This window comes from Pseudomonas extremorientalis (assembly GCF_024584605.1).
GTDB lineage: Bacteria > Pseudomonadota > Gammaproteobacteria > Pseudomonadales > Pseudomonadaceae > Aquipseudomonas > Aquipseudomonas extremorientalis.
In genome coordinates, this window is the sequence record NZ_CP089519.1 from 5831755 (window position 1) to 5857312 (window position 25558).

Sequence of the window (25558 nt, forward strand, 5' to 3'; positions counted from 1 at the left end):
GATGCCTTGTCGTCGATCCAGAACCCACGCAGTGAGCTTGTTGGTGCGTTGTATCGCGACCATCGTGGCTGGCTGTTGGCCTGGCTTCGACGCAACGTCGCCTGCCCGAGCCGTGCCGAGGATTTGAGCCAGGACACCTTCACACGTCTGCTCGGCCGTGATGAGCTGCGCGAACCCCGCGAGCCACGGGCCTTTCTGGTGGCGATCGCCAAGGGCCTGTTGTTCGACTACTTCCGCCGCGCCGCCCTGGAGCAGGCGTATCTCACCGAACTGATGCTGATCCCGGAAAGCGAACATCCCTCGCCGGAAGAACAGCAACTGATCCTCGAAGACCTCAAGGCCATCGACCGTCTGCTCGGCAAGCTGTCGAGCAAGGCCCGCGCCGCCTTCCTCTATAACCGCCTCGACGGGCTGGGCCACGCGGAAATCGCCCATCGCCTGGGCGTATCCGTACCCCGGGTGCGCCAGTACCTGGCCCAGGGCATTCGCCAGTGCTACATCGCGCTGTATGGCGAGCCGCTGTGACGGTGATCAGCTCCAAACCCGTGTCGGCCCGCGTGCTGGATGCGGCGATTGCCTGGCAGCTGTCCCTTGATTCAGGCGACGGCAGCGCCATTGAGCGCGAAGAGTTCGATAAATGGCTGGCCAGCGATGAAGAGCACGCCCGCGCCTGGCGCCAACTGGGCATGCTCGACCAGCGTTTCAGCATGGCCTCGGGCCCGGCGCGGGTGGCGTTGTTGCAATCGCGCGAAGGCATTCGCCAACGCGTGCGCAAGCTGGGCAGTGGGCTGGCGAGCATTGCACTGGTGATCGGCCTGGCGTTGTTTGCAGGCGAGCGCTATGTGCCGATCCACTATTGGCTGGCCGACCAACGTACCGCCACGGGTGAACAGCGCACGCTGAAGCTGGCGGACGGTACGCTGATCAACCTCAATACCCACAGCGCCATCGACGTGCGTTTTGATGAAAAACGTCGCCTGATCGTATTGCAGGAAGGCGAGATCCTGGTCGAGACCGGCCATAACGATGCCCGCCCGTTCTATGTGCAAACCCGCGACGGCAGCCTGCGGGCGTTGGGCACGCGGTTCATCGTCAAGCGCGAAGACGACGCCACGCGCTTGAGCGTGCTGCAATCGGCGGTGGCCGCCCAGCCCGAGGCGCTGCATCAGGAGCAAATCTTCAAGGCCGGCCAGCAAGTGCTGATGCGCAGCGACGGCCTCGGCCCACTGCTGGCCGTTACCCCCGCCACCGACGCGTGGACCCGCGGCATGCTGGTGGTGGACAACGCCCGCCTGGGCGATGTGATCGAGGAATTGAGCCGCTACCGCACCGGTTACCTGGGTGTGGATAAAAACGTGGCCGACCTGCGCATCACTGGCAGCTTCCCATTGCGCGACACCACGCTGGCGCTTAATGCGCTGCTGCCGACCCTGCCGGTGCAGATCGAGCAGCACACGCCGTGGTGGGTGACGGTGACTGGCAAGGCACCTGCCGCCAAATAAAAAATATTTCCCCCCGCCCTATCACTTTCTGATTCTCGTTCGGCACATAGGCAATTGCGAATTACTTCCATTCAGGAGCCGCCCTATGTCCCGCACGCTAGACACCTTGTTGCGCCCCAGCCTGTTAGCCGTGGCCATTGCCCTCGGCGCCCCGCTGGCCAGCACGTCGCTGATCGCCGCCGAACAGGCGTCCAGCGTGCGCGCCTACAACCTGCCGGCGGCGCCACTGGCCAGCACCCTGAACCAGATTGCCAGCCAGGGCGGCCTGGCACTGACTCTCAGCCCGGCACTGGCATCGGGCAAGACCTCGGCGCCGGTCCAGGGCCAGTTCGACGCACCCGGAGCGCTGCGTGAGGCGTTGCGAGGGACGGGACTGCAGTTGGAACAAAGCAGTGCGGGAACCTACACCCTGGTGGCAATTCCGGAAGGCGTCGTAGCGTTGCCGACCACCAATATCACCGGCCAGGACAGCTATGAAAGCGCCTGGGGCCCGGTCGACGGCTACCTGGCCAAGCGCACTGCCGCCGGCACCAAGACCGACACCGCGTTGGTCGAGGCGCCGCGTTCGATCTCGGTTGCCACGCGCCAGCAGATGCAGGACCGCAACGTGCAGAACCTGGACGATGCGGTCAAATACATGCCCGGCATCGTGTCCGCCAGCTACGGCAGCGACACCCGCTACGACTGGATGCGCGTGCGCGGCTTCGAACCAACCCAGTTCCTCGACGGCCTGCCGCTGCCACGCGGTGTGTACGCCAACCCGAAAGCCGAAACCTGGAACCTCGACCGCCTCGCCCTGCTGCGCGGCCCGGCCTCGTCGATCTACGGCCAGACCCCGCCGGGCGGTTTGCTGGACATGGTCAGCCGCCGCCCCAGTGCTGAATCGAGCAATGCCGTACAGGTGCAATACGGCAGCGACAACTACCGCCAGATCAACTTCGCCAGCACCGGCAAGATCGATGACGAAGGCCAGTTCCTCTATGGCCTCAGCGGCGTGGTGCGGGATGCCGGCACCCAGGTCGACCACATCGATAACAAGCGCTACAACATTGCGCCCAGCCTGACCTGGAACATCGACCCGGACACCAAGCTGACCTTCCTGTCGCAGTTCACTCGCGACGATACGGGCGCCACCAGTCAGTTCCTGCCTATCGTGGGCACCAAGATCAAATCGCCATTGGGCGATGTGTCCCATCACAAGAACCTGGGCGACCCGGACTACGAGTTTTACGACCGCACCTATTACGCGTTGGGCTATGCGTTCGAGCACCGCTTCAACGACACCTGGCAGTTCAAACAGAACCTGCGCTACACCAAGTCGGAGCTGTCGTTCCAGCAACTGACCGTGGGCGCTTATGCCTATTACCCGGTTGACGCTGCCGGTAACATCGGCCGCACCTCGACCAACGTCGACGAGAACATCGGCCAGTTCGCAGTCGACAACAACTTCCAGGCAGACTTCGCCACCGGCGATGTCACGCATACCCTGCTGCTGGGCCTGGATTACCAGCGTACCGATACGTCATACCTGTCGATCTACGGCGGAGCAGGCACCGTCAACATCTTCAATCCTGTAAACACCACGCCGGTCGTACGTCCTCCACGCTCCGATGCGTTTTACGATTACAACCAAAAAACCATCCAGACCGGCCTCTACGTACAAGACCAGATGGCCTTGGACAATTGGCGCCTGACCCTGGGCGGTCGTGAAGACTGGGTCCATCAGGGCACGACCTACTTCAATAAGAACGACGTCACCAACACCGACCGCAGCAAGAACTTCAGTGGCAACGCAGCGTTGAGCTATGTGTTCGACTCGGGCTTTGTGCCGTACTTGTCCTACGCTGAATCTTTCCAGCCAGCGAGCAACGCCAGCGTAGACCCACTCAAATCGTACAAGCCAACCGAAGGCAAGCAGTGGGAACTCGGGATCAAGTACCAGCCACCCGGTTCCAATACCCTGTTGAGTGCGGCGGTGTATGACCTGACCCAGAAAAACGTGCTGGTCACCAGCACAGGTGCAGGCGGCCAGGCGGTCACCGACCAGACCGGCGAAGTGAAAGTCAAAGGCCTGGAGTTGGAAGCCGTGTCTGACGTGACCGAAAACCTCAAGGTGATCGCCGCCTACACACTGGCCAAATCCGAAGTCCAAAAAGGCGACTTCAAAGGTAACCGCCTGCAACTGATGCCAAATCAGCAAGCGTCGCTCTGGACCGACTACACCTGGCACACCGGTGTACTGGACGGCTTCGGTATCGGCTTCGGCGCGCGCTACACCGGCAACACCTACGGCGACCAGGGCAACACCTGGCTCGGCAAAGCCAACGCCTACACCGTTTTCGACGGTGCGGTGCATTACGACTTGGGTCGCCTGGACAACAGCCTCAAAGGCGCCTCGGTCAAACTCAATGCCACTAACCTGTTCAACAAGGACTACATCTCCACCTGTGACGGTTCCTACTGCTACTTCGGCGACCAACGCAGCGTCGTCGCCAGTGCCACCTACCAGTGGTAATCGGCTGAGTTAACCACCGGGCCGCCCCAATGGGCGGCTTTGGTGTGTCTGAAGGTTGAAAACATGAAAAGCAAAACCATCCGCCGCTGGTCCTTCATCCACACCTGGACCAGCCTGATCTGCACGGTATTCCTGCTGCTGCTCGCCCTCACCGGCCTGCCGCTGGTGTTTCACCACGAGATCGACCACCTGCTGGGCAACGAGCCCGAGCTGGCGCAGATGCCCGCCGACACGCCGCAGCTCAACCTGGAGCAACTGGTCAGCGCCGCGCAGGCCCATCGCCCCGGCGACGCCATGCAGTACCTGGCCTGGGACGAAGACGACAAGAACGGCGTGATCGCGATCATGGCCGCCAACGCCGGCACCGAGCCCAACTCGTCGCACACCTTCCTGCTCGACGCGCGCACCGGCCAAGCCATGGAAACCCCGGCGGCCAACGGCGGGTTCACGATGTTCCTGCTGCGCTTGCATGTGGATATGTTCGCTGGCCTGCCGGGCAAGTTGCTGCTGGCGTTCATGGGGGTTCTGTTTGTGCTGGCGATCATCTCCGGCACGGTGCTGTACCTGCCGTTCATGCGCCGCCTGAAGTTCGCCACCGTGCGTCAGGACAAATCCACCCGCCTGCGCTGGCTCGACCTGCACAACCTGATCGGCGTGGTCACCCTGACCTGGGCGCTGGTGGTGGGCGTGACCGGCGTGATCAGCGCCTGCGCCGACCTGATCATCGCCGCCTGGCGCCAGGACAGCCTCAGCGCCATGATCGAGCCTTACAAAAACGCCCCGCCCCTGACTCAACGCGCCCCGGCCACCGAACTGCTGGCGATTGCCGCCAAGGCCGCCCCCGGCATGGAGCCGGACTTCATCGCCTTCCCCGGCACACGCTTTTCCAGCGAACACCATTACGCGGTGTTCATGAAAGGCAGCACCCACCTCACCTCGCATTTGCTCACGCCGGTACTGATCGACGCCAGCACCCTGGCTGTCACCGCCGTCGCCGAACGGCCGTGGTACATGGACGCCATGGGCATGTCCCAGCCGCTGCACTTTGGCGATTACGGCGGCATGCCGATGAAGATCCTGTGGGCGGTGTTGGATGGGCTGACCATCATCGTGCTGGTGAGCGGGATCTACCTGTGGATCGTAAGGCGCCGAACATGAAGCCACGTCAGTCGAGTTTCTGGAAGGTCTTCGGGATCCCTCTGGGGATCGGCCTGCTCAGCGCCGCCGGGTTGTTTGCGGCGCTGCTCGGGGATGGGCTGTGGGATTCGCTCAGTTGGCTCGGGCTGGGCATCCCCGCTGCAATTGGTACTTGGGCCTTGATCAAACGGTGAGATAGATTAGCGCAGCCCATTCAGAGGAATGCCCATGTCCGCTCCCAGCATGACCTTGTTCCACAACCCCGCGTCACCGTTCGTTCGTAAGGTTCGCGTGCTGCTGGCTGAAACCGGCCAGCAGGATCGCGTCGCCCTGTACGGCTGCATGCCGACCCCGGTCAACCCGGATGCGCAGGTGGTAGAAGGCAACCCCGTGGGCAAGATCCCGGCCCTGCGCCTGGCCGACGGTTCAGTACTGCACGACAGCCGGGTGATCCTCGATTACGTCGACCACCAGCACGCCGGCACCCCGCTGATCCCCCGCGACGGCTCGGCCCGCTGGCGCCGCCTGACCCTGGCCTCGATGGCCGATGGCATCATGGATGCCGCCGTGCTGGTGCGCTACGAAACCGCCCTGCGCCCGGCAGAAAAACACTGGGACCAGTGGCTCGACGAACAGCGCAACAAGATCCGTCGCACCCTCGCCGAGCTGGAAGCCGATGCGATTGCCGAACTGGCCAGCCATTTCGATATCGCCGCCATCAGCGTGGCTTGTGCCCTGGGTTACCTCGATTTCCGTCACCCGGATATGCAATGGCGCCTGGACAACCCGCAGCTTGCCGCCTGGTACGCCGAGGTCAGCCAGCGGCCTTCGATGCTGGAAACCCAGCCACCGACCTGATGTTCACACCGACCCCATGTGGGAGCGGGCTTGCCCGCGATCGCGGTATGTCATTCAGCACAGCTGTTTCTGAACCACCGCTATCGCGGGCAAGCCCACTCCCACATTGAACGGCGGTGGTATTGAGGAATGTAGCGATCCTTGCGGCTAATTGCGCCCCCACTTGCTGATCCTCGCGTAACCCGATCATTGCACCGCCTCCAGGTCAAACATCAACGGCTCGGCCGCCTTGCGCTTGCCCACGCCATACCAGTCCAACTTGCGCGTCAACACCATCACCGTGCCCAGCAGGCCGAACAGCAGCAACGAACCCATCAGCAGCGCGTAGTCCTCGGCACTCAATAACCCGTACAGCAAGCCATACAACGCCGCCAACCCCGCCGAGAAGCCCAGCCCGTGCGCCACGCTGCGCAGCACATGGCACACATAGAAGCCGATCAACAGCACACAGGCACTGGCCGAGATCAGGTAGGCCAGGGCAAAGCCTATGTGCTCGGACAACGACAACAACAGCAGGTAGAAGAACGCCAGCGCAAAGCCCACCAACGCGTACTGCACCGGGTGCACTGCCAGGCTCTTGAGCACTTCGAACAGGAAGAAACCGGCAAAGGTCAGGGCGATGAACAGCAGCGCATATTTGATCGCACGGTCGCTCTTGAGGTACTGGTCCACCGGGTCGATGAAGTTCACGCCGAAGCTGCGGTTGTTGAAGTCATTGCAGCCCTGCCCGTCCAGGCAGGTTTGCAGGGCCTGTTCGAGGTTGGTGGAAAAAAATGAGGTCTGCCAGTTGGCGGTAAACCCCTTGTCGGTAACCTCACGCTGCGCCGGCAGGAAGTTGCCGATAAAGCTGGGGTGCGGCCAGTTGGAGGCGAGTGATACCTGGCTGGTCTTGCCCACCGGCACCACTTGCAATTGTTCGGTGCCTTGCAGGCGCAGGTCGAAGGCAAAGTCCACGACATAGGGCTTTTTGCTGTCCTGCTCCGGCAGCGCCACGTGCACGCCTTCACCCAGCCAGTCCACCTGGGAGCCCGGTTCGAACTCCAGCTGCTGGCTGCCCAGCTCCAGCTTCAACGCATTTTCGATGCCGCGAATATCGCTGATGCCCACCGCGAGAAACGCCGGTTCAAAGCGGTAATCGGCGAAGTCTTCGGTGATACCCAACTGCGCGGGCAATTCGAAACGCCCGCTGATGCGGTTGTCAGCATGGAACAGTCGCGCCTGGTAGATGCCCCGTGCGCGCAGTTCGGTCTGCACCTTGCCGTCGAGTTCAAAACGGTCCGGCAGGAAATACAGCCGGCCGCGCTCTTCACGGGTGACTTCGTAGCGTTTGTTGAGTTTTTCGTTGAGCTTCCACTCGCGGACGGTCTTGCGATACGGCACCACCATCACCGGGCCGGTGAGGCGCTGGGCGTAGCTGGAGCTGCGGGCGATGTCCATCAGGACGCCGTCGCGCAGTTGCTGGCGGTCGCTGATGATCCCGTTGATCATCAGCAACGGAATCAGCAACAGCAGGATCAGCAGCGCAATCGCGCCAAGTTTGAAAAGCAGGCTGCGGTTCATGGGTCTCTCCCTGTTTGGATGGAGGAGAGTCTGGGCAGCCTGTGTGGGAGATTTATGTGGGCAATGTGGAGACTGTGTGGAGATGCAGCACCACTTGCACGCCGCCTTGCACGTTGCCGATCTGCAACGCGCCGCCGTGCAGCTTCATCACTTCCTCGACAAAGTTGAGGCCCAGGCCGGTGCTTTTGCGGCCACTGGCCGGGCGTGGCAGCGAGTAGAACCGTTCGCTCAGGCGCGGCAGGGCGTAGTCGGGAATCGGCGCAGCCTGGTTGAACAGGCTCACCTGTACGTCGTTGTGCCGGGTCTGCGCGCTGAATCTCAAGGTGCCGCCAGGCGGTGTGAAATCCAGGGCGTTATCCAGCAAGTTGCCCAGGGCCTGGCGCAGCAGGAAGGGTTCGCCGTACACCTTCACATCCGCCGCAATCGTCTGTTCAACGTGCAACCCGGCGCCTTCGATCCGCGCACATTGCGCCTTGAGCACATCATCGACCATGGCTGCCAGCGGGATGCTCACCTGCTCTTCCAGGCCCTGGCGTTGCTCGACCTGCGCCAGGTTCAGCAGGCGTTCGATCAACTGCTGCAGGCGCGCGCTTTCACTGTCGATATTGCCGACGAAACGCTGCTGTTGCTCACGGGTCATGTCGCCCTGCAACAACTCTGCCGCGCCGCGTATCGCGGCCAGCGGGCTCTTCAATTCGTGGGTCAGGGTGTGCACGTAGTGTTCGACGTAAGCCTTGCCTTCCAACTGCGTGCGCATGTGCTCGACGGCGGTGGACAACTGCTTGAGTTCACCGCCACGGTAGTGCGGCAACTCGGCGCGCCGGCCCTCGCTGACCGCCTCGGCGTAAGCCGTCAAGCGACGCAGCGCAACGCTCAGCCACCACGACAGCAGCGCGCCGAGCAACAGGCCGAGAATCACCAGGCCCGCGCCGTACCACAGCAGGCGCCGCTCGGTGCGGTCGACGTAGGGCTGCAACGAGCTGTTCGGCTTGGCCACGGTGACCACGCCGATGATCTGGCCGTTGTCACGGATCGGCGCGCCCACGTGCATCACCGAGGAAGTGGGGTCATCCAGCTCGCTGCGGGTGGAGCGCGCACCGTACTCGCCGCGCAGGGTCAGGTACACGTCGTTCCATTTGGAATAGTCCTGCCCCACCGCTTCGCCCGTGGAGTCGAGCAACACAATGCCCTTGGCGTCGGTCACGTAGATGCGGTGGTTGACCTGGTTTTTCGGCAATCCCCAGATGGTCGCGCCCGGCTGGCGATTGCCATAGGCCTTGAGCAGTTCGGGCCAGTGGCTTTGGCCGAGGGTGCCGTTCTTCACGTCGTCGCGCAGGATTTCGGCCAGCAGGTTGGCGGTGTCCACCAGGGTTTCTTCGGTGGACTGGCGCACGCCAGGGCGGATTTCCTTCATCACGGTGCTGAGCACGAAGTAGCCGGTCAGGCCGATAAACAGCGCGTACACCAGGAAGATCCGCAGCCCCAGGCGCATCAGCTGTTGCCCGGGCTGTAGCTGTAGCCGAGGCCGCGATGGGTCTGGATCGGCTCGGCGTCGGCAGCCACGTTGCGTAACTTGCTGCGCAGGCTTTTGATATGGCTGTCGATGTTGCGTTCGTAACCGGCATCCGCCGCCACGCCGACCGCGTCCAACAGCTGCTCGCGGCTGAATACACGTTCAGGCTGTTCCAGCAGGCTTTGCAGCAGGCGGAATTCGTGACGCGTGAGGCTCAACGGCTGGCCGCGATACATGATCTGCATGCGCTCCAGGTCTACCTGGAACACCACCGGCGCAGCTCCTGGGCCAATGCGCTTGAGGATCGCCCTGACCCGCGCCGTCACTTCCCGAGGGCTGAAGGGCTTGACCACATAATCGTCGGCGCCGATTTCCAGCCCCACCACCCGGTCGATCTCGCCATCCCGTGCGCTGAGGAACATCACCGGCACTTCGCTGAACCGGCGCAGTTGCTTGCAGGTTTCAAACCCGGTGATGTCCGGCAGGCCGATGTCGAGGATGATCAGGTCGGCCGGCGTCTGGCGTTGATGCTCCAACGCCGCCTGGCCGAGTGTCAGCCAGGTGGTGGTGAAGCCCTCGCCTTGCAGGGCGAATATCAGCGTGTCGGCTATCGCCGCTTCGTCTTCGACAATCAGGATGTGGGGCATGGTGGTCCGTCAGCAGTCCGGTTTGTCAGCAGTGTAGCGACGCGCCGGGTTGACCGCAGCGCCGAACTCGCGCAGAGCCTTGGCGCCGATCAGCAGCGGGTAGTTGAAGCTGCTGCGGTCGGTGAGGTTGACCTCAACGGTGCGCTTGACGTCGCCCAGGCACATTTCCAGGTCGATCACCGGGCGCTTGGCCACGGTGGCTTCGTCCTTGTCCTCATCTTCGTCGGCGCGGCTCTTGATCTTGCTGATGCGCGAGACTTTGTGCTCGTAGACCTTATCGGACGCGTCCTTGCCGCCGAGGCGGAAACGCACCCAATCGTCACCGTCACGGGTGAAGGTCTGGATGTCGCGGGCCGACAGCGAGGCGGTCAGCGCGCCAGTGTCCATCTTGGCCTTGAAGGTTTCGCCGATCTCCGGCAACTGGATATATTCGTAGCGACCGTAGAGGGTCGGTTCGGCGGCCATGACCGGCACGGCAACCAGGGCGAGGGAGGCAAGAAGCAGTTTCACGAAGTGATGTCCTCGGAAAGAAGTAGGCGGATTCTAGACCGCAAAAGCGCCGGTTAGTTAGCTAACCCCACCATACCCGGCACATTGTGAAACATTCGTACGGTGATTTGCGATTTGGCCTCTAGACTCACCTTGCTTATGATGGCCCGCCCACAAGATTCCAAGAGTTACTTATGCGCCGCCTGCTCACCGGCTGTTTCGTCACCCTGCTGCTCTTGCTCAACACCCTCGTGCTGTTCGGTCCGTTGATGGTGTTTGCCCTGCTCAAGCTGGTAGCCCCGGGGCGCTTGCGTGACTACATGTCATGGGCGGTGATGTGGATCGCCGAGACCTGGGCCGAGATCGACAAGCTGATTTTCTCGCTGTGCATCCCGACCCAGTGGGACATTCGCGGCGGCGACGATCTGCGGGGTGACACCAGTTACCTGGTGATCAGCAACCACCAATCCTGGGTTGACATCCCGGCCTTGATCCAGGCCCTCAACCGGCGTACGCCGTTCTTCAAATTCTTCCTGAAAAAAGAGCTGATCTGGGTGCCCTTCCTGGGCCTGGCCTGGTGGGCGCTGGATTACCCGTTCATGAAGCGCTACACCAAGGCATTCCTGGCCAAGCATCCGGAACTGGCGGGGCAGGATCTGAAGATCACCAAAGAGGCCTGCGAGCTGTTCAAGCGCCAGCCGGTGACGGTGGTCAATTATCTGGAAGGTACGCGGTTCAGCGAGGCCAAGCGCAAACAGCAGGGCTCACCTTTCACCCGCTTGCTCAAGCCCAAGGCGGGCGGTGTGGCATTCGTGCTGGCGGCGATGGGTGAACAACTGGATGCTGTGCTCGATGTGACGGTGGTCTACCCGCAAGACAGGATTCCAGGGTTCTGGGATTTGATTTGCGGATCGGTACCGAAGGTGATCATCGATATCCGCACCCGTGAGCTAGACCCGGCGCTGTGGCAAGGAGATTACGAGAATGATCCGGCATTTCGCCAGACCGTCCAGGACTGGGTGAACCAGCTCTGGACGGAGAAGGACGCACGCATCGAACAACTGCGCGCGGAGCGCCTTTAACTGCCGGTGCCCCAGGCCTGGGCCAGCTTGCCCAGCACCGAGCTGCTGGCACCCTGGCCACCCAGGTATTGCAGGATCACCGGGGCAAACTGGCCGACCATGCCACTGTCCATGCCCAAGGCGCTGAACGCAGTATTCAGGTCGTTGGTGTTCTTCACGTTACCCAGCAGGCCATCCAGGCCGCTGGTCTTACTACCGCCAGCCTGGCCGAGCATCCCGCTCAAGGCCCCGAGGCTGCCCAACGCATTATTGCCCGACAGTTGGTCGAGGCCAGGCACGCTATTACCCAGTTGCGAATAGTCGTTGCCGCTCAATTTGTTCTTGGCCAGCCCCAGCATGGCGCCCGTGCCGCCGACCGCTTGCTCGGGGGTGATGTTCAGTTGCGAGGTCAGGGCGCTCAGCAACCCGGCCGTCTCGGACGACGGCGCTGCTGCCGCTGCCTTGTTGTTACCACCCTGCATGCCGGAAATGGCATTGGCCGCGTCGCCAAGGCTGAACCCTGCGGCAAGCACCGGGCCGGCTGCCAGGGTCATCAGGCAGGAAAGGGCGAAACCGCGTGAAATCTTCATCGAAACAACCTCTGGGTGTAGGGGTGAAAGCAGGCGTTTGACTGGGTATCCGACGCATTGTTCCGGGCGGGCCGAGGAACCCAAGGGGAATACCAGAGTCCATGAAATGACTTCAACACAGCCAGGAATAGCCATATGAGCGCCACACGCCCCCAAGTGATTGAGCCAACGTCCCCATTCTGGAGCCGCCCACGTGTGTTTATCGGCGCCTGCATGGCCATCGTCGCCGGCCTCGGTGGCGCGCTCTACACCCAGGATAACGTCAAGTCCGCCGCCACCCTGGTGACCACGGCCCAGCAGCCGGCCGCTCAAATCATTGCGCACAAGGATTACCTCGAAGTTGAACCGATCGCCACGGCGGCCCCGGAGCCGGACCGCAGCCTGGAACTCTGGGCCATTCCAGAAGGCAGCGCGCCGGTTTCCCTGGGGCTGTTACCGGAAGATGGCAAAGGCATTATCGGACTCAACCCACGCCAGCAGAAAAGCATCCGCAAGCCGGTGGAGTTGATGGTGAGTTCGGAGACCAAGGGTGGGTCGCTGAGCAAGCAGCCGACGGGGCCAACTGTCTATCAGGGCGCCCTTGCAACACGTTGAAGCTGATGACCGCGATGAGCGCAAACGGCAGTATAGGATTTTCCGGAACTCAAACACCGTGACAGCCACTCAGGGCAGTCCTCTCGGTAATACACACTGGGAAGACAGCCCAATTGAACAAGGAGCTGTAACGATCATGATCGGATTGATACCTAATTTTTATGCTGCCTTCAGCGCAATCAACCATTTGCAAGCACGCGGGCAAGACCAGGCTTCACGGCCCGAGGCCACCGGGATCGACCAATGCCCCGCCGTCGGTGATATTCAATCAAAGCCCTACACAGACCCCGACCTCCCACCACCCTATGGCGAGGGCTATCAATACACCGCCACGGCCAAAGGCAAGACGTGGACAGGACAAACGGCCGCAACCAAAGACGACTATCTGGGCCCGGAGTATGAACTCAAAGCCGAGGAGATCAATGAACGAGACGGCAAGTTTCATTGCGACTACGGCGGCCAGCGGCTGATCAAGAACGGTGAGGTCGCCGATCCCTACCTGCGACTCTCAACCCTCAAATAACCCATAAAAAATGGCGACCTCCACGGTCGCCATTTTTTCAGCTGTTTGCCTTACGCCGCACTGAACAACTTATGCGGATCAATCACAAACTTCTTCGGCACGCCCGCATCGAACTCACCATAACCGCGCGGTGCGTCATCCAGGCTGATCACCTGCACGCCCACGATTTCGGCAATGTTAATGCGGTCCCACATGATCGCCTGCATCAGTTGGCGGTTGTACTTCATCACCGGCGTCTGCCCGGTGTGGAAGCTGTGGGATTTAGCCCAGCCCAGGCCGAAGCGGATGCTCAGGCTGCCCATTTTTGCCGCAGCGTCCACAGCACCCGGGTCTTCGGTGACGTAGAGGCCAGGGATACCGATCTTGCCCGCCACGCGCACCACGCCCATCAGCGAGTTGAGCACAGTGGCCGGCGCTTCCGCCTTGACGCCTTCATGACCATGACCACGGGCTTCAAAGCCCACGGCATCGACGGCGCAGTCCACTTCCGGCTCGCCCAGCAGTGCGGCGATCTGTTCGTGCAACGGGGTGTCCTTGGACAGGTCAGCAATCTCGAAGCCCTGAGCCTTGGCGTGAGCCAGGCGGACCGGGTTGACGTCGCCGATGATCACCACTGCGGCGCCCAGCAGGCGGGCGGAGGCGGCAGCCGCCAGGCCCACAGGACCGGCACCCGCGATGTACACAGTGCTGCCCGGACCAACGCCGGCAGTGACGGCCCCGTGGTAGCCCGTCGGGAGAATGTCGGAGAGGCAGGTCAGGTCGCGGATCTTCTCCATGGCCTTGTCGCGATCCGGCAGTTTGAGCAGGTTGAAGTCGGCATACGGCACCAGCACGTATTCAGCCTGGCCGCCGGTCCAGTCGCCCATGTCGACGTAGCCGTAGGCACCACCGGCACGGGCCGGGTTGACGGTCAGGCACACGCCAGTGTGCTGCTCTTTGCACGAGCGGCAGCGGCCACAGGCTACGTTGAAGGGCACGGAAACCAGGTCGCCGATTTTCAGGTTCTCGACGTCGCTGCCCTTCTCGATCACTTCACCGGTAATTTCATGACCGAGCACCAGGCCGGTCTGGGCAGTGGTGCGGCCACGCACCATGTGCTGGTCGGAGCCGCAGATGTTGGTGGAGACCACGCGCAGGATGACGCCATGCTCGATCTTCCTGCCACGGGGGTCCTGCATTTTGGGATAGTCGATTTTCTGTACTTCGACCTTGCCGTTGCCGAGATACACGACACCACGATTACCAGACATGCTTTCACCTCGCTGTTGTTTTTATGGAACTGCGTTGCCCATGGGGTGGGCAGCGCGTTTAAGTGCTCGGGTACAGATGCTGTTATTGCGTTGTTAGTGAGGGCCTCATCGGGGGCAAGCCCCCTCCCACATTCGACCGCATTCCAAAGGTGGGAGGGGGCTTGCCCCCGATGGCGTCAGTCAGAGCACCACCGTCCGATTGGCGTTTAAAAACACCCGCCGCTCAATGTGATACCCCACCGCCCGGGCCAACGTCAGCCCTTCGATATCACGCCCCTTGGCAATCAAGTCCTCGGGATAGTGGCTATGATCCACCACCTCCACGCCCTGGGCGATGATCGGGCCTTCGTCCAGGTCGTTGTTGATGTAATGCGCCGTGGCGCCTACCAGCTTCACGCCCTTGTTGTACGCCTGGTGATACGGCTTGGCGCCCTTGAACCCCGGCAGCAACGAGTGGTGAATGTTGATGGCCTTGCCATCGAGCTTGCGGCACAGCTCCGGCGACAGCACTTGCATGTAGCGCGCAAGGATCACCAATTCGGCGCCAGTATCTTCCACCACCTGCCACACCTGACGCTCCTGGGACGGTTTGTCGTTGGGGTCGAGGGGGAAATGGTAGTAGGGAATCTGGTGCCAGTCGGCCAAGGGTTTCAGATCGGGGTGGTTGGACACCACCGCGACCACGTCCATCGACAGTTGGCCGATGCGCTGGCGATACAGCAGGTCGTTGAGACAGTGATCGGCCTTGGAGACCATGATCACCACTTTTGGCCGGTAGTTCGGCGCCGTCAGCTCGAAGATCATGCCGAAGGCTTCACCACGGGTGGCCAGGCCATCGCGGAACGCCTGTTCGTCAAAACCATCGGGCTGGCGGAATTCCACGCGGATAAAGAACCGGCCCGAAAGCCGGTCATCGAACGAGTGGTGCTCGGTGACGTAGCAACCCTGTTCGAACAGGTAGCGGGTGACCGCGTCCACCGTGCCGAGCACGCTGGGGCAGTCGGCGGTCAAAATCCATGTATCGGGTGCGCGGCTCATGGCTCATTCCTCAGGCTTGGACGCTCAGGCCGAACTCGGCCGATGCATCCTGCAACCACAACCACCAGTAATCCGAGAAGCTGCGACGGATCACCAGCTCCCAGGTGTCTTCAGCCGTGTGGCGGATCACCAGTTGCGACTTGGCGAACACCGTGCCCACTGCCTTGCCCACCGGGAAGTTGTTGGGGTGTACGTCGTAGCTGGTGGACTTCATCAGCACATCGCGCACGTTCGGGCCGCTGAGTTCGAGGATCTGCTGGCCGCCGCTGACATTGACGACCTGGATATGCAGGTCGCCCAGGGCGGCGCGCAGGTTTTGCTCGGCGGCGAATTCTTCACCGCTCGGCACGATCAGCAACCACTCATCCGGGCCGAGCCATTGCAGGCTGGTTTCGCCCTTGACGATCACTTGCAGCGCGCCGGGCAACTCGATGCCGATGGCTTTGTGCACGCCGGCGGCGAAAGCTGCGTCATGGCCGTCGCCACGAATCGTCAGATGGCCCAGGAGTTTCTTTTCACGCACGGTCACGCCGGCGTTCTTGCGGCCCTTGCCGACCAGGCTGGCGAGGTCGGCGTGGTGCAGCGACGACTCGGCCTTGGCGCCGGAGGTGGGGCGTTGTTGGTAAACATTGGCTGCTGTCATAAAGCACCTGTTCTGAATTCTATTGTGAGGCTGCTGACCTCATCGGGGGCAAGCCCCCTCCCACAGGGGAATGCATTTCAACTTGAGGGAGGGGCTTGGCCTGTCAGATGTTCTGGCGATCGCCTTTGGGGTCGAAGAACACCGAAGAAACAATCTCCGCCTCGATCACGCTGCCATCGGCCTGCGGTGAGAACACCCGCTCGCCGATACGCTTCAAGCCGCCCTTGACCACACCCAGCGCAAACGAATAGCCGAGGGAGTTGTGGGCGTAGCTGGAGGTGACGTGACCGACCATCTTCATCGGGATCGATTGCTTCGGATCAAACACCAGTTGCGCGCCTTCCGGCAGCCACACCTTCGGATCGACCGGCTTCAAGCCCACCAGTTGCTTGCGTTCTTCACGCACACAGTCTTCACGGTTCATGCCACGCCAGCCGATCCACGAGAACGGCTTGGTACGGCCCACGCACCAACCCATGTTGAGGTCATCCGGGGTCATCGAGCCGTCAGTGTCCTGGCCGACAATGATGAAGCCCTTCTCGGCCCGCAATACGTGCATGGTCTCGGTGCCGTACGGGGTCAGGTTGTACTTTTTGCCGGCGTCGACGATTTTTTCCAACACACCCATGGCGTAGTCGGCCTGCACGTTGACTTCGTATGACAGCTCACCGGTAAACGAAATGCGGAACACCCGCGCCGGTACGCCGCCGACCAGACCTTCTTTCCAGGTCATGAACGGGAACCCGTCCTTGTCCAGGTCGATGTCGGTGACTTCCGCCAGCAGCTTGCGGCTGTTGGGACCGGACAGGGTCATGGTCGCCCAGTGGTCGGTGACCGAGGTGAAATACACTTTGAGGTCTGGCCATTCGGTCTGTTGGTAGATTTCCAGCCATTGCAGCACACGGGCAGCGCCGCCGGTGGTGGTGGTCATCAGGAAGTGGTTGTCGGCGAGGCAGGCAGTCACGCCGTCGTCGAAGACCATGCCATCTTCCTTGCACATCAGGCCATAGCGCGCCTTGCCCACGTCGAGCTTGGTCCAAGCGTTGGTGTAGATGCGGTTGAGGAACTCCCGCGCGTCGGGGCCCTGGATGTCGATCTTGCCGAGGGTGGACGCATCCAGCAGGCCGACGCTGTCACGCACGGCCAGGCATTCGCGTTTGACGGCGGCGTGCAGGTCTTCACCGTTGCGCGGGAAGTACCAAGGGCGCTTCCACTGGCCGACGTCTTCAAACTCGGCACCGTTCTTCACGTGCCAGGCGTGCAACGCGGTGTAGCGCACCGGTTCGAAGATGTGCCCACAGTGACGGCCCGCTACGGCGCCGAAAGTCACCGGCGTGTAGTTGGGACGGAACATGGTGGTGCCCATCTGCGGGATGGTCACGTTCAGCGAGCGGGCGGCAATGGCCAGGCCGTTGACGTTGCCCAGCTTGCCCTGGTCGGTGCCGAAGCCCAGCGCGGTGTAGCGCTTGACGTGCTCGACCGACTCGAAACCTTCGCGAGTGGCGAGTTCGATGGCGGCGGCGGTCACGTCGTTCTGCAGGTCGACGAATTGCTTCGGCGCCCGTGCAGTCGGCTTGTCGTGCGGTACTTGGTAAACCGCCAAAGTCGACTCTTCCAGGCGGCTCAGCGCTTTGGGCAAGGTGCCTTCCACCGGCGCGAAACCGGCTTCGCTGGCCGCGCGCACGCCGCCTTCAAAACCATCCGCCAGGGAGTCGCCAAGGCCGTAGACCCCGTTGATCCCACCGACACACACGCGTTTCTGCGGCGCTTCGCCCGGTACAAAACCGAGGATATCTTCACGCCAGGTCGGCTTGCCGCCCAGGTGCGAAGCCAGGTGAACTACCGGGCTGTAGCCGCCGGAGCTGGCTACCAGGTCGCACTCCAGCCATTCGCCTGGGCTGGTGACTTTATGCGCTTTCACATCGATCGCAGCCACGCGGGCGGCGGTCACGTGCTTGCTGCCACGGGCTTCGATCACGGCGCTGCCGGTGAGGATACGAATGCCTTTGGCGCGGGCTTCTTCCACCAGCGCGCCGCGTGGGTTGTGGCGTACATCGGCCACGGCCACCACGTGCAGGCCGGCATCGAGCCAGTCCAGGGCAACGCGGTAGGCGTGGTCGTTGTTGGTCGACAGCACCAGCTTCTTGCCCGGTGCCACGCCGTAGCGACGCACGTAGGTGGAGACCGCACCGGCCAGCATGTTGCCCGGCACGTCGTTGTTGCCGTACACCAGCGGACGCTCGCACGCGCCGGTCGCCAGCACCACGCGCTTGGCACGCACACGGTGGATACGCTGACGCACCACGCCAATCGGCGCACGGTCACCGAGGTGATCGGTGAGGCGCTCGTGAATGGTCAGGAAGTTATGGTCGTGGTAGCCGTTGACGGTGGCGCGGGGCAACAGCACCACGTCCGGCAGGGCCTTGAGTTCAGCGATGACGCTGGCAACCCATTCCACAGCCGGCTTGCCGTCGAGGCTTTCACGCGAGTCCAGCAGCGAACCACCGAACTCTTCCTGCTCGTCGGCGAGGATCACGCGGGCACCGCTGCGGGCGGCGGCCAGTGCGGCAGCCAGGCCCGCAGGACCGGCGCCGACGACCAGCACGTCACAGTGACGGTTGAAGTTGTCGTAGGTGTCCGGATCGTTCTCGGTCGGCGAGCGGCCGAGGCCGGCGGCCTTACGAATGTACTTCTCGTAGGTCATCCAGAACGATTGCGGGTACATGAAGGTTTTGTAGTAGAACCCCGGCGGCATCAGCTTGCCGCCGACCTTGCCGAGGATGCCCATCACGTCATTGTTGACGTTCGGCCAGCCGTTGGTGCTGGTGGCGACCAGGCCTTGGTACAGCGCCTGTTGCGTGGCGCGCACGTTGGGAATCTGGGTGGCTTCGGTGGCACCGATCTGCAGCACCGCGTTCGGCTCTTCGGCGCCAGCGGCAAAGATGCCGCGAGGGCGCGAGTACTTGAAGCTGCGGCCGATGATGTCGACGCCGTTGGCCAGCAGGGCTGCGGCCAGTGTGTCGCCTTCAAAGCCTTTGTAGCTCTGGCCGTTGAAGGTAAACGTCAGGACTTTATTACGGTCGATCCGGCCACCGTTGGACAGGCGATTGGTCTGGCTCATACCTTCTCTCCAGAGGCCTTGGCGGTGAATTGTGGCTTCTCACCGATCTTGTAGGTTTCAAGAATTTCGTAGGTCAGGGTGTCGCGGGTCGCGTTGAAGTACTGGCGGCAACCGGCAGCGTGGATCCACAGTTCGTGGTGCAGGCCGCGCGGGTTGTCGCGGAAGAACATATAGTCGCCCCACTCTTCATCGGTGCAGGCATTCGGGTCCAGCGGGCGCGGAATATGCGCTTGGCCGGATGCGTGGAATTCCTCTTCGGAGCGCAGTTCGCCACAGTGAGGACAGAAGATATGCAACATAGGGAATTTCTCCTGTTAGTGGGCGACGGCCGCAGCGCCGTGTTCGTCGATCAACGCACCGTTGTGGAAACGGTCGATGGAGAAAGGTGCCGCCAATGGGTGCATTTCACCCTTGGCCAGGCTGGCGGCAAACACGTTGCCTGAGCCCGGCGTGGCCTTGAAGCCCCCGGTGCCCCAACCGCAGTTGAAGAACATGTTCGGCACCGGAGTCTTGGAGATGATCGGGCACGCATCCGGCGTGGTGTCGACGATGCCGCCCCACTGACGGTTCATGCGCACGCGGGACAGCACCGGGAACATCTCGACGATGGCCTGGATGGTGTGTTCGATCACCGGGTACGAGCCGCGCTGGCCGTAGCCGTTGTAGCCGTCGATACCGGCGCCGATCACCAGGTCGCCCTTGTCGGACTGGCTGATGTAGCCGTGTACGGCGTTGGACATGATCACGCTGTCGATAATCGGCTTGATCGGCTCCGACACCAGCGCTTGCAGCGGGTGGGATTCGATGGGCAGGCGGAACCCGGCGAGCGAGGCCATGTGCCCGGAATTACCGGCAGTGACTACACCGACGCGCTTGGCGCCGATGAAGCCCTTGTTGGTTTCCACGCCGATGCACACGCCGTTTTCCTTGCGAAAGCCGATCACTTCGGTCTGCTGGATCAGGTCCACGCCAAGGGCGTCGGCGGCACGGGCAAAGCCCCAGGCCACGGCATCGTGACGGGCCACGCCGCCGCGCCGTTGCACGGTGGCGCCGAGCACCGGGTAGCGGGTGTTTTTCGAGCAGTCGAGGTATGGGATCTCGTCGGCCACTTGCTTGGCATTGAGCAATTCGCCGTCCACGCCATTGAGGCGGTTGGCGCTCACACGGCGCTCGGAATCACGGATGTCCTGCAAGGTGTGGCACAGGTTGTACACGCCACGCTGGGAGAACATCACGTTGTAGTTGAGGTCCTGGGACAGGCCTTCCCACAGCTTCATCGCGTGTTCGTACAGGTGCGCCGACTCGTCCCACAGGTAGTTGGAACGCACGATGGTGGTGTTGCGCGCGGTGTTACCGCCGCCCAGCCAGCCTTTCTCGACCACGGCCACGTTGGTGATGCCGTGCTCTTTGGCCAGGTAGTAGGCGGTCGCCAGACCATGCCCGCCGCCGCCGACGATGACCACGTCGTAGACTTTCTTGGGGGTCGGCGTGCGCCACATCTTCTGCCAGTTTTCATGGTGGCTGAGGGAGTGCTTGAAGAGGCCGAAGCCCGAGTAGCGTTGCATAGTCATTACTCCAAAACCGCGCTCAGCGATAAACCGGGAAATCAGCGCACAGGGCAGACACGTGCTTGGCCACGTTGGCCTCGACGTCGGCATCGCCGAGGTTGTCGAGGATGTCGCAGATCCAGCCGGCCAGTTCGATGCACTGCGGCACTTTGAAACCACGCGTGGTCACCGCCGGGGTGCCGATGCGCAGGCCCGAGGTCACGAACGGCGACTGCGGGTCATTCGGCACGGCGTTCTTGTTGACGGTGATGTGGGCGCGACCGAGGGCGGCGTCCGCCTCTTTGCCGGTAAGGCCCTGACGGATCAGGCTGACCAGGAACAGGTGGTTATCGGTGCCGCCGGACACTACATCGTAGCCGCGTTTGATAAATACGCTGGCCATCGCCTGGGCGTTGTCGATCACTTGCTGCTGGTAAGCCTTGAAGCCTGGCTCCAGCGCTTCCTTGAAGCACACGGCCTTGCCGGCGATGACGTGCATCAGCGGGCCGCCCTGGGCGCCGGGGAATACGGCGGCGTTGAGTTTCTTTTCGATCTCTTCATTGGACCTGGCCAGGATCAGGCCGCCACGAGGACCGCGCAGGGTCTTGTGGGTGGTGGTGGTGACCACATCGGCGTAGGGCAGCGGGTTCGGGTACAGGCCGGCGGCAACCAGGCCGGCGACGTGGGCCATGTCGACGAACAGCAGCGCCCCCACTTTGTCCGCGATCTGACGGAAGCGTGGGAAATCCAGGGTCTTGGAGTAGGCGGAGAAACCGGCCACGACCATTTTCGGCTTGTGCTCCACCGCCAGGCGCTCGACTTCGTCGTAATCGATCAGGCCGGTGTCGGTGTTGATCCCGTATTGCACCGCGTTGTACAGCTTGCCCGAGGACGACACCTTGGCGCCGTGGGTCAGGTGACCGCCGTGGGCCAGGCTCATGCCCAGGATGGTGTCGCCGGCGTTCAGCAGGGCCAGGTACACAGCGCTGTTGGCGGACGAGCCGGAGTGTGGCTGCACGTTGGCGTAATCGGCGCCGAACAGCTGCTTGGCGCGCTCGATGGCCAGGGCTTCAACTTTGTCCACATGCTCGCAGCCACCGTAGTAGCGCTTGCCTGGGTAGCCTTCGGCGTATTTGTTGGTGAGGCCGCTGCCTTGGGCTTGCATCACGCGTTTGCTGGTGTAGTTCTCTGACGCGATCAACTCGATATGATCTTCCTGGCGCTGCTCCTCGGCATTCATGACCGCCAGCAGTGCGTCGTCATATCCCTGGATCTGGTCTTGTTTGCTGAACATCGCGTCTCTCCCAGCCTTTCGTATTGTTGAGGCCCGTGCAGGGCCCTTTGATGCGATGGTAGGGCTGGCGCAGACAGGTCAAATGCCTGCGCACGCCATGCAAAGGTGCGTTTACGACATGGGTTGCTGGTCGACCTCGTTTTCAACGTACACGAAGAGGCAGGCACCTGCCCGGCAGAAAGTTTTATATACAAACAAACCTACTGAAAGAGGCTTCTTACAAAAACCACTAATAGGCAAACATTAAAATAAACTTTGAAAACATCCAACCAAATAACCACTTACAAAACGTCTTTTGCATTTCACCCTACATCAGAACTTAATTGCTCCCCGAGCAATACCTCGACTCGCGCAACAATCCGGCAACGCTATCTTGAAACTGACTTTTAAACCGCAGGAGAACAAACATGGCTTTAATTGATCAAGTCAAAGATATTTGCACCCGACTGGCCCCTGGTGGCTGGCATAACTTACTGCTTCATCACGGCCTCAACATCCTTGCACCTTCCTTGCAAGATGAACTGCGTAACATCTTAAAGGTGGATCGAACACTCGCCGGCTTTGAAGACTTCGCGTCAAGCGGTGTACGCGGCATTGAACCAGGCAAGCCCGCACTCAGTTTGCTGTTTCACGCACTGGCCAACGCTAACGTAACAGTGGATGCGAAAGGTAATCCCCTTCAGATTTACCCCACGGCTGCCGAGCTGGAAACAGTCATGAACTATGTTTACGGCAGCCAACCACCCAGCCTCCAGCAATTAAAAGAACTCGCCAATGGTGCGCCCATGGCAGTGGTCGTCTTTGCTAATGAGTACCGACCGGCACCTGATACAGTTCACAAAGAACAGGCCGATATGTGTTTTTCACGAACCGGCATATCACGCGTTGGCACCGCTGAACCTTTGTACGATGCACAAAGTAGAGGGTTCCTACCTTTTGTTGCAGATGACAACCACGCCATTCGTGTCTTGCCTGCTCGATACGCCGCCTACATCGCCATCCAACGCAAAGGAGACGCCACAACTTTCGGTCCTATGCGCGTGCGCGAAAAGGACGAAACCCACGATTTTTGGGTACCCCTGCACAAACTGTTCCACGGCACCGAGTGCATTGAGGGTCTGAACCTTGACGTCCAACTGACAGCGATGCACAAAAACGAGAAAATACGCCGCCTACACTTGATGTTGGGCGCCGGGTCGGGCTGGGAAGAACCAGACATCAGTCAACCACCTTTTGTCATAACCGAAGGGCTCGGCAACTGGCTTTGCGAACTGGAATTCGGCGCGGGACTCATGGCAGCCTCGCCACGCAGATTTCTGGTTGAAGCGGCGCAATACAAAGGTAAGCCCTTGACCTTCAACGTACCAAAATCGCCAAGGCTGTTAGCATCCACCCTGATCGGGCCCGAAAACGCTCCGGAATATGTGCACATTCGCCATAAAGTTGACGACGCCGGCAACCTTGTTAACTTCAACCAACAGCCAGGCATCCTCAGTGAGCTGGAAAAAGGCGACTTCCAAGCCCTGCATTACCTGGACTTTACCGCAGACGGCTGGATTCAAGCTCAGTGCCCAGCGCTGGACACCGCTTTTCCAAATCGCATACCCGCCTACTCTTTGCTGTGCGCTCCCGACTTCTACCCTCTGTGTAATCAGCGGCATCTGAGCGAGTGGCTGGAGACCCTGAGTCCGGACATTCAAAAAACCGTGTTTCGGACAGCCCCTGAATGCCTGTCCGATTCTCGCTATGCGGCCAATATCCAGTCTTTTCCCACCCTCTTTTCCAGCACTGATGTCAGCATAACTGCGATTGTGGGTCACCATGGGTCAACTGTTGGACAGTCGACTGCGGCCAAACCTGATACAGCGTCGGCAAAACGTGCCTCATGCCTTCCAGATGCCGCAGCGGGAGTCTTTGCTCCTGGCTGGGATGTCGGTGCGGTCGAATACGAGAGTAGCTCGGGCGCCGTGCCGCACCTCGCAGCGTACAGGCTAGGCAGCCCTTTTCCAGAGGACGCAAAACTGTGTGCCGCGCTGAGTTCATTTTGGCCGGCAGTCGCTCCTGACGCCGCTCAATCCTTTGAACCCGACGCCGGAGCGGGCCCGACGATTAAACCGATGCTCGATCAGGAAATAGGCATCACCGCCGGTTTTTCTTGGGACGGCATCCCCGCACCACACAGTATTATTGCCAACAACGTGACACAAATTGCTTATCACAGTTATCACTATGGTGATTATACGGAAAGCGCTCTGGAAGGTAAGTTCTCACTCGCCTTGACCGGCAAGATTGATACCTTGGAATACCAAAGACGTATTGATGCATTCCGACGTGTCAAACTTGCACTCGGCTCCCTGCATGAAAAATGGTTTATACGCTCGTTCAAAACTATAACGTCCGACGATTTAAGAGAGCTCGACGCCCCTCTAAATTCAAACGTCAAACTTGATGCCGCCGCTTATCGATTCGAACTCTATCGCTATGAACCAAGCGCCTCTCCACACTTCAATAAAACCTTAATCAAAGTCATAGAAACTTCAAATTATCTCGTCTGGCCACATGTCATTTTTCACCAATCAGGCACGCGTCCATGGCAACCCGTTTAACCACAACTAAAGTCCGACACGATGACTGACTACGATGTCGTCATAATAGGCGCCGGCCCAGCAGGATGCGCGACGGCTATTGCTTGCGCTCAACATGGCTTGAGGGTGGCCATTGTTGAGCGCCTTTCATTTCCTCGCGAACGTCCTGGCGAAACACTGCATCCTGGCATAGAGCCTCTTCTTAAACAGCTAGGTGTGATGAACCAAGTGCAGGCGGGCAAATTCATCAGGCCTTTTGGAAACTGGGTAACGTGGGATAAGGAACGAAACTTTACTCCCTTCGGAAATGATGCCGATGGCGCTTGGTCAGGGTTTCAAATACCCAGGTCCACATTGGATGGTTTTTTATTGGCGAAGGCAATCGCGCTGGGGGTCCAGGCCCTGCAGCCTTGCCATGCAAAAAAGGTACTCCTGGACAACGGTCGCGTCACGGGCGTGCAAACCCTTACCGGGGCTCTGTCTTGCCGCCAGCTTGTGGATGCCAGCGGCGCTCATGGCTGGCTCACACGTCAGCTCGGGCTGGGATCACGTTGCTACTCACCGCCACTTACGGCCCTGTATGGTTATACGAGCGGAACGGTCGACGAAAGTGCACTGGGTATTTTCGCCGATCGGCTGGGGTGGTATTGGACCGCACAGGTAGGACGAAAGCTGTATCACTGGACACGCCTCTATTTTGAGCACGCTCAGATCTGCAAGGCATCTGCTGTTCCATCCTCCTTCGAACACCTGACCCACGTGGGGAAAATGCAGGGTGCCGATGTTACTTGGAGAATCTGCGAGCAATCGGCAGGCAATGGCTACTTCATCGCGGGAGACGCCAGCACGGTGATAGATCCGGGCGCCTCTCATGGGGTTCTTAAAGCACTAATGTCAGGAATGATGGCCGCCCAGGCTGTCATCGAAGGATGTGACAACCCAACGAATCAACAGGTTATTTCCCTGCAGTACCAACGATGGATACGGGACTGGTTCGAGAGCGATGTAAAAAGAATGCGTGAACTGTATCGTGCCCATCCGTTCCCTCCTCCCTGGCTTGAAAAGCCATAGCCAATACGGCCCTTGCGCGG

General features: G+C 60.9%; 23 protein-coding genes. 11 read left to right on the forward strand and 12 right to left on the reverse strand.

Annotated elements, in window-relative coordinates:
• Window positions 1–6 precede the first annotated feature (6 nt).
• From LUU92_RS26500 to LUU92_RS26525, 6 genes are all read left to right on the forward strand, one after another.
• Window positions 7–525: an RNA polymerase sigma factor gene (locus LUU92_RS26500; protein ID WP_071490275.1), complete on the forward strand. Its 519-nt coding sequence runs from the start codon at window positions 7–9 to the stop codon at window positions 523–525.
• Complete coding sequence (locus LUU92_RS26505) at window positions 522–1502, forward strand: FecR domain-containing protein (RefSeq protein WP_071490276.1); 981 nt, start codon at window positions 522–524, stop codon at window positions 1500–1502. The genes LUU92_RS26500 and LUU92_RS26505 overlap by 4 nt, the downstream gene beginning before the upstream one ends.
• Before the next feature lie 85 nt (window positions 1503–1587).
• Window positions 1588–4017 (forward strand): TonB-dependent siderophore receptor, encoded by a 2430-nt coding sequence (locus LUU92_RS26510; RefSeq protein WP_257102855.1) that lies wholly within the window; start codon window positions 1588–1590, stop codon window positions 4015–4017.
• A gap of 63 nt (window positions 4018–4080) precedes the next feature.
• The gene (locus tag LUU92_RS26515; RefSeq protein WP_257102856.1) at window positions 4081–5175 is read left to right on the forward strand and encodes a PepSY-associated TM helix domain-containing protein; all 1095 of its coding nucleotides are present in this window, start codon (window positions 4081–4083) and stop codon (window positions 5173–5175) included.
• Entirely contained in the window at window positions 5172–5348 is a 177-nt protein-coding gene (locus LUU92_RS26520; protein ID WP_092242210.1) for a hypothetical protein, read from the forward strand. Before LUU92_RS26515 ends, LUU92_RS26520 begins: the two co-directional genes overlap by 4 nt.
• 34 nt (window positions 5349–5382) lie before the next feature.
• Window positions 5383–6012 (forward strand): glutathione S-transferase family protein, encoded by a 630-nt coding sequence (locus LUU92_RS26525; RefSeq protein WP_257102857.1) that lies wholly within the window; start codon window positions 5383–5385, stop codon window positions 6010–6012.
• 186 nt (window positions 6013–6198) lie between these two features.
• Here LUU92_RS26525 and creD read toward each other — a convergent pair whose 3' ends face one another.
• Genes creD through rloA2 form a run of 4 tightly spaced genes read right to left on the reverse strand, consistent with a single transcriptional unit; the run spans window position 6199 to window position 10242 of the window.
• Window positions 6199–7572: a cell envelope integrity protein CreD gene (gene creD / locus LUU92_RS26530; RefSeq protein WP_257102858.1), complete on the reverse strand. Its 1374-nt coding sequence runs from the start codon at window positions 7570–7572 to the stop codon at window positions 6199–6201.
• Window positions 7573–7624: 52 nt separating this feature from the next.
• A complete protein-coding gene (gene creC / locus LUU92_RS26535; protein WP_257102859.1) occupies window positions 7625–9064 on the reverse strand; it encodes a two-component system sensor histidine kinase CreC in 1440 nt (479 codons plus the stop codon).
• Window positions 9064–9732, reverse strand: coding sequence for a two-component system response regulator CreB (gene creB, locus LUU92_RS26540; RefSeq protein WP_071490282.1), 669 nt, complete (start codon window positions 9730–9732; stop codon window positions 9064–9066). Before creB ends, creC begins: the two co-directional genes overlap by 1 nt.
• A 9-nt stretch (window positions 9733–9741) precedes the next feature.
• Window positions 9742–10242 carry a retropepsin-like aspartic peptidase RloA2 gene (rloA2, locus tag LUU92_RS26545; protein WP_058426668.1) on the reverse strand — a complete coding sequence of 167 codons (501 nt, stop codon included), beginning with the start codon at window positions 10240–10242 and terminating at the stop codon, window positions 9742–9744.
• Window positions 10243–10415: 173 nt separating this feature from the next.
• Here rloA2 and yihG point away from each other — a divergent pair, with 173 nt between their 5' ends.
• Window positions 10416–11303, forward strand: a complete 888-nt coding sequence (gene yihG, locus LUU92_RS26550; RefSeq protein WP_071490283.1) for a 1-acylglycerol-3-phosphate O-acyltransferase, YihG family — start codon at window positions 10416–10418, stop codon at window positions 11301–11303.
• Here the strand turns inward: yihG and LUU92_RS26555 are convergent.
• Window positions 11300–11872 (reverse strand): DUF2780 domain-containing protein, encoded by a 573-nt coding sequence (locus LUU92_RS26555; RefSeq protein ID WP_071490284.1) that lies wholly within the window; start codon window positions 11870–11872, stop codon window positions 11300–11302. The genes yihG and LUU92_RS26555 overlap by 4 nt on opposite strands.
• Before the next feature lie 135 nt (window positions 11873–12007).
• Between LUU92_RS26555 and LUU92_RS26560 the strand changes: the two genes are divergently transcribed.
• Together LUU92_RS26560 and LUU92_RS26565 are read left to right on the forward strand one after the other, a co-directional pair.
• The gene (locus tag LUU92_RS26560; protein WP_071490285.1) at window positions 12008–12466 is read left to right on the forward strand and encodes an anti-sigma factor; all 459 of its coding nucleotides are present in this window, start codon (window positions 12008–12010) and stop codon (window positions 12464–12466) included.
• 136 nt (window positions 12467–12602) lie between these two features.
• Entirely contained in the window at window positions 12603–12989 is a 387-nt protein-coding gene (locus LUU92_RS26565; RefSeq protein WP_071490286.1) for a hypothetical protein, read from the forward strand.
• A gap of 50 nt (window positions 12990–13039) precedes the next feature.
• Here LUU92_RS26565 and fdhA read toward each other — a convergent pair whose 3' ends face one another.
• The 7 genes from fdhA to glyA all read right to left on the reverse strand — a co-directional run bounded on the left by fdhA (window position 13040) and on the right by glyA (window position 21882).
• Window positions 13040–14239 carry a formaldehyde dehydrogenase, glutathione-independent gene (gene fdhA, locus LUU92_RS26570; protein WP_016972852.1) on the reverse strand — a complete coding sequence of 400 codons (1200 nt, stop codon included), beginning with the start codon at window positions 14237–14239 and terminating at the stop codon, window positions 13040–13042.
• A gap of 180 nt (window positions 14240–14419) precedes the next feature.
• Window positions 14420–15277 carry a formyltetrahydrofolate deformylase gene (gene purU / locus LUU92_RS26575; RefSeq protein ID WP_005792124.1) on the reverse strand — a complete coding sequence of 286 codons (858 nt, stop codon included), beginning with the start codon at window positions 15275–15277 and terminating at the stop codon, window positions 14420–14422.
• Window positions 15278–15287: 10 nt separating this feature from the next.
• On the reverse strand, window positions 15288–15920 hold the full coding sequence (locus LUU92_RS26580) for a sarcosine oxidase subunit gamma (RefSeq protein WP_092242174.1): 633 nt from the start codon (window positions 15918–15920) through the stop codon (window positions 15288–15290).
• A gap of 103 nt (window positions 15921–16023) precedes the next feature.
• Entirely contained in the window at window positions 16024–19041 is a 3018-nt protein-coding gene (locus tag LUU92_RS26585; RefSeq protein ID WP_257102860.1) for a sarcosine oxidase subunit alpha, read from the reverse strand.
• Window positions 19038–19340, reverse strand: coding sequence for a sarcosine oxidase subunit delta (locus LUU92_RS26590; protein ID WP_010207083.1), 303 nt, complete (start codon window positions 19338–19340; stop codon window positions 19038–19040). Before LUU92_RS26590 ends, LUU92_RS26585 begins: the two co-directional genes overlap by 4 nt.
• A gap of 15 nt (window positions 19341–19355) precedes the next feature.
• On the reverse strand, window positions 19356–20606 hold the full coding sequence (locus LUU92_RS26595) for a sarcosine oxidase subunit beta (protein ID WP_010207084.1): 1251 nt from the start codon (window positions 20604–20606) through the stop codon (window positions 19356–19358).
• A 22-nt stretch (window positions 20607–20628) separates the two neighbouring features.
• Complete coding sequence (gene glyA / locus LUU92_RS26600) at window positions 20629–21882, reverse strand: serine hydroxymethyltransferase (protein ID WP_257102861.1); 1254 nt, start codon at window positions 21880–21882, stop codon at window positions 20629–20631.
• A gap of 407 nt (window positions 21883–22289) precedes the next feature.
• Between glyA and LUU92_RS26605 the strand changes: the two genes are divergently transcribed.
• Together LUU92_RS26605 and LUU92_RS26610 are read left to right on the forward strand one after the other, a co-directional pair.
• Window positions 22290–24488 carry a hypothetical protein gene (locus LUU92_RS26605; RefSeq protein WP_257102862.1) on the forward strand — a complete coding sequence of 733 codons (2199 nt, stop codon included), beginning with the start codon at window positions 22290–22292 and terminating at the stop codon, window positions 24486–24488.
• Window positions 24489–24509: 21 nt separating this feature from the next.
• Window positions 24510–25538, forward strand: coding sequence for an NAD(P)/FAD-dependent oxidoreductase (locus tag LUU92_RS26610; protein WP_257102863.1), 1029 nt, complete (start codon window positions 24510–24512; stop codon window positions 25536–25538).
• Window positions 25539–25558: the final 20 nt, after the last annotated feature.